The sequence below is a fragment of the Streptomyces colwelliae genome, assembly GCF_048158785.1.
Taxonomy (GTDB): domain Bacteria; phylum Actinomycetota; class Actinomycetes; order Streptomycetales; family Streptomycetaceae; genus Streptomyces.
This window is the reverse complement of sequence record NZ_JBLTJC010000593.1, coordinates 1-4,245: the sequence shown is the minus strand read 5'-3', so window position 1 is coordinate 4,245 and position 4,245 is coordinate 1. Positions and strand designations below refer to the sequence as shown.

Annotated in this window: 4 protein-coding genes; 1 reads left to right on the top strand and 3 read right to left on the bottom strand. The window is 71.1% G+C overall.

Annotated features, from left to right (window positions below; translation table 11 throughout):
• Positions 1–262: 262 nt before the first annotated feature.
• Entirely contained in the window at positions 263–1,114 is an 852-nt protein-coding gene (locus tag ACNFOC_RS51505) for a helix-turn-helix transcriptional regulator (RefSeq protein ID WP_416965886.1), read from the bottom strand.
• A gap of 85 nt (positions 1,115–1,199) precedes the next feature.
• Here ACNFOC_RS51505 and ACNFOC_RS51500 point away from each other — a divergent pair, with 85 nt between their 5' ends.
• On the top strand, positions 1,200–1,994 hold the full coding sequence (locus ACNFOC_RS51500; protein WP_416965885.1) for an SDR family NAD(P)-dependent oxidoreductase: 795 nt from the start codon (positions 1,200–1,202) through the stop codon (positions 1,992–1,994).
• A gap of 395 nt (positions 1,995–2,389) precedes the next feature.
• Here the strand turns inward: ACNFOC_RS51500 and ACNFOC_RS51495 are convergent, their stop codons facing one another.
• Both ACNFOC_RS51495 and ACNFOC_RS51490 read right to left on the bottom strand, forming a co-directional pair.
• Entirely contained in the window at positions 2,390–3,418 is a 1,029-nt protein-coding gene (locus tag ACNFOC_RS51495; RefSeq protein WP_416965884.1) for a DUF4037 domain-containing protein, read from the bottom strand.
• Between the two features lie 125 nt (positions 3,419–3,543).
• Positions 3,544–4,023, bottom strand: a complete 480-nt coding sequence (locus ACNFOC_RS51490; protein ID WP_416965883.1) for a GNAT family N-acetyltransferase — start codon at positions 4,021–4,023, stop codon at positions 3,544–3,546.
• Positions 4,024–4,245 lie beyond the last annotated feature (222 nt).

Below are 4,245 nucleotides of genomic sequence, written 5' to 3'. Positions count from 1 at the left end.
CGGCCGTGGTGTGCTGGGGCGGTGGGTGAGCGCAAGGCGTACACGACCGACCTGACCGCCGTCGTCGCCTTCCCGCCGGGGCCGCGACCGGCGCGGCCGGACTGGTCATGTTCGCCGCTGTCACTGCCGTCGGCATCGACACCCTGCTGATCGTCGCCGTATCCATGGGCATCGGCATGCTCCCTGGACGAGTAGGCGACGGCCGACCGGATCGGTAGGTCGCCCCTGCCGGCGTTGGTGCTCGCGGCGGCCGGCTGTGGCGCTATCGCGGGTAGTGACTGGCCTCTGTTCCCAGGACGTTGAGCAGGGCGAGGGCTTCGGCGCCGGGGGATCCCGGCGGCGCGCTGAAGAGCACGAGGTGCTGGTCGCGGTCGGTGAGGGTGAGGGTGTCGCAGTCGACGGTGACCTCGCCGACGGCCGGGTGGCGGAAGGTCTTGGTGAGCATCGGGGCGGCCTGTACGTCGTGTCGTTCCCAGAGCCGGGCGAAGTCGGGGCTGGTATCGCGGAGTTCGTCGACGAGGCCGGTCACCGCGGGATCGGTGGGGTAGCGGGCGAGGGTGGCGTGGAGCTGCATCACGACGCCCAGCCGGAAGTCGGCGGCGTCGGAGATCCCGTAGAGCGTCGTATCGGCGGGCTGCGGCCCGGGGAAGGCCCGGCGCGCGAGGCTGCGGTCCTTGGGGGCGAGCGGGGCGAAGTCCTCCATGAGCGCGGCGGCGAGGTCGTTCCAGGCGAGGACCTCGCACGCGGCGGACATCACGAAGCCGGCCGTCTGCGGCAGCCGTTGAAGGAGCGCGAGGATGCTGGGGCGGACGTCGCGCCGGTGCAGTCCGGTCCGGTTCGGCGCGGTGCCCGCGAGGACGTGGAGGTGGTCGGACTCCGCGTCGGTGAGCCGCAGCGCTCCCGCGATCGCGGCCAGGACGTCGGCCGAGGGGCGTGGCGCCCTGCCCTGCTCGAGCCGGATGTAGTACTCCGTGGAGATGTGCGCCAGGACCGCCACTTCCTCGCGGCGAAGCCCTGGTGTGCGGCGTCGCGGGCCGGAGGGGAGGGCGACGTCCTGCGGGCGGAGCCGCTCGCGGCGGCTGCGGAGGAACGCCCCGAGTTCCTGTTTGTCCATACGCCCAGTGTGTGCGCCGCCCGGCGGCGGATCCTGGTACAGCCTGTGCCTGTATCCGGCCGGCTGCCGGCCGGACGCTGTTGCCATGACGAACGACACGAACACCACTGGCAGCGCACCCATCGGCCTGCTCGCCGGCAAGGTCATCTTCATCACCGGCGCCAGCCGCGGCATCGGGGAGGCCGCGGCCCGGCTCTTTGCCTCCGAGGGCGCCGCCGTCGTGCTCGCCGCCCGCGGCACCGACGCCCTGGACCGCATCGTGAAGGAGATCCGCGCCGACGGGCACGTCGCCGACGCCGTCACCCTGGACCTCGCCGACCCCGCGAGCATCCGCGCCGCCGTCGACCGCGTCGAGGAACTGCACGGACGGCTCGACGGCGCCTTCAACAACGGCGCGATCGTCCAGCGGCAGCCCGGCCCGCTCGACACCACGAGCGACGCGGACATCGACGGGCAGTTCGCGGTGAACTTCCGCTCGCACTGGACCGCCATGAACGCCGAGGCCGCACTCATGCGGCACAACGGCGGCGGGGCGATCGTCAACACCTCCAGCATCGGCAGCCGCCGCGCGGTACCGCCCCTGCCCGCGTACGGCGCCATGAAGCGCGCGCTCAACAGCCTCACGGAGACCGCCGCGGTGACCTGGGCCGCGGAGGGCATCCGGGTGAACGGCATCACTCCCGGCGGCACGGCCACGGCGATGATGGAGGAGTGGGAGGCCGCGACTCCCGGCATCATCGAGGCCAGTACCGCGGGGACACCGCTCGGCCGCATGGCCGAGCCCCGCGAGGTCGCCGAGGCGGCCGCGTGGCTGCTCAGCGACCGCGCCTCGTACGTGACCGGCGCGATCGTCCCGGTCGACGGCGGCGCCGGCGCCTGAAAAGGAGCGCTCACCGGCGTCAGCGGGGTATCGGACAGGCGGTCGCGATCCGCCGGGCCGGCTCGGCGCAAACGTCGTGGTCGACTACTCGCGGGACGCATCCGGCGCCGCCGCAACGGTCGCGGCGATCGAAGCCGTAGGTCGAGCGCCGGGGCCCGCATCCTCCGAGGCGTGTAGAGCTGCCACAACCGGAGTGGTGGCCGCCCCGTGGCCGGGCGCCCGTGGACGACGTGAAACGAGGCGGCACGGGACAACCGGCCGTAGATGCTCTGATCAGGCTGAACGTCACTCAGCAGCACGGCGCGGCACCTGACGGCATGATCAGTCGTGGTCTTGTGCTGTGTCGTAGGTCGTCGGTTCGAATCCGACAGGGGGCTCCGTGAGAAACGCCCAGGTCAGGCATTGTCCGGCCTGGGATTTCCTATGGTGTCGGGGAGTTCTCTCAAGGTCGGGTCCGTGATGCGGGCCGTGAGGGCTCTGGTGAAGCGTTCGGCGTGGAGGACCCGGAAGGGTCTGGAGTGGTAGGGGCGGGTGGTGGGGTCCACGCGGTCGGTCAGGTTCAGTTGGTTGTGGATGCCCGCCGCCGTCTCGTAGGCGTTGGTGAGGTGTTTCTCCCTCGTGTGCCAGTCCGTGGCCGACAGGGCGGCCGTGAGGACCGGGATCAGGCGGTGGCCGGCGGTCGTACGGGCGAAGGCGGTGCCCAGCCATTTGTTGTACGGGGGGTAGCGGCGGTCCATGAGGAGGCACAGGCGCATCAGGGTCCGGGCCAGGCCCGCTGCCGCTGTCGCCGAGCCGAGTTCGTCGCCCACCTCGCCGCAGCGGCCCACGAAGGCCTCCTCCTGGGAGACGCGGTTCCACTGGCGGGCCAGGACGTGGAGCCAGACGTCGCGGGGGTACCAGCGGAGGGTGTGGCGCAGAGGGCCGAGTTCGTGCAGGCCGTCGTGGAACACCGCGCCTCCCGTGACCTCGGCGAGGAGTTGGGTGGGGGTGGTCAGCCAGTCGGTCGGGGTGATCTCGTGGGTGGGGTCGAAGCCGAGCGTTGCCCTGAACCAGGCCGCGGTGTGGGTGACTTCGACCCGGTGGTGGACCGGGCCGTCCGTGGCGCGCATGACGCGGATGTCGCCGTCGCCGGTCGGGGCGAAGTTCGTCGGGTAGCCGTGGAAGGTTTTCGGGAGGTGCTCGGCGAGATGGTGTCTGATGCGGCCCGCGTGGCGGGGGACGTCCCGGGGGCGGAGGAAGAGCTGGAGACGCGGGCCCCACTCGTGGTCCGTCGAGCGCGGGGTGTCGTAGCCGAGGACCTCCGAGCCGCTGCCGATGCGGGCGGCGGAGTGCGGGATGTCGGGGGCGGCGTCCTCCAGGAGGGGGCGGACGGCTTCTGTGTAGAAACGGCGGGAGAGTTCGAGGCCCGGTAAGAAAGATGGCATATTCGTGAAGCTCATGCCCCGACCCTGCCCAATCTCCACATGATCGTGCGCGCGAATTTCCGCCGTCGCTCGTCAACTCCCGGTCAAGGAAGCCCAGTCGAGTAGTCGAGCAGGTGGGCCGTCAGTCACCGGTGCTGTCCCAACTCCCGCAACGGGCCGTCCGTCAGCCGGTACACCGTCCACTCGTCCTGGGGGCGGGCGCCCAGCGCCTCGTAGAAGTCGATGGCGGGGCGGTTCCAGTTGAGGACGGACCACTCCAGGCGTTCGTAGCCGCGGTCGACGCAGATGCGGGCGAGTTCGGTGAGGAGGGCCTTGCCGTGGCCGGTGCCGCGGGCCGTGGGGCGGACGTACAGGTCCTCCAGGTAGATGCCGTGGACGCCGCGCCAGGTCGAGAAGTTGAGGAACCAGAGCGCGAAGCCGATCGGTTCGCCGGTGGTGTCGTCGGTCGCGATGTGGGCGTAGGCGCCGGGGTGTTGGCCGAAGAGGGCCTCGTGGAGCTGTTCCGGGGTCGCCCTCGCCTCCTGGGGTTCCTTTTCGTACGCGGCGAGTTCGCGGATCAGGGCGTGGATGACGGGGATGTCGGTGGGGGTCGCGGTGCGGATCATGCCGCGAGGGTAGACGCGCTCGGATCCTTGCCGGGCTCGGTGGGGGTCCTGGACGCAGTGGCCGTAGAAATCCGCGCGCACGCCGAGCACCACCGACGCGGAATCTGGACGCGTTCACGAATCTGACCAGCCAGCGCCGCAGTCCTCGTCCTCCCACCGGTCGACGAGACTTCGGGCCGACGTCATCGATGAGCTCATGCGCACGCTGCGCGCGGCAAAGGC

Excerpts from the sequence above, each read along its gene's own strand:
- ACNFOC_RS51505 (WP_416965886.1), bottom strand. The coding sequence starts at position 1,114 with ATGGACAAACAGGAACTCGGGGCGTTCCTCCGCAGCCGCCGCGAGCGG.
- ACNFOC_RS51500 (WP_416965885.1), top strand. The coding sequence starts at position 1,200 with ATGACGAACGACACGAACACCACTGGCAGCGCACCCATCGGCCTGCTC.
- ACNFOC_RS51495 (WP_416965884.1), bottom strand. The coding sequence starts at position 3,418 with ATGCCATCTTTCTTACCGGGCCTCGAACTCTCCCGCCGTTTCTACACA.
- ACNFOC_RS51490 (WP_416965883.1), bottom strand. The coding sequence starts at position 4,023 with ATGATCCGCACCGCGACCCCCACCGACATCCCCGTCATCCACGCCCTG.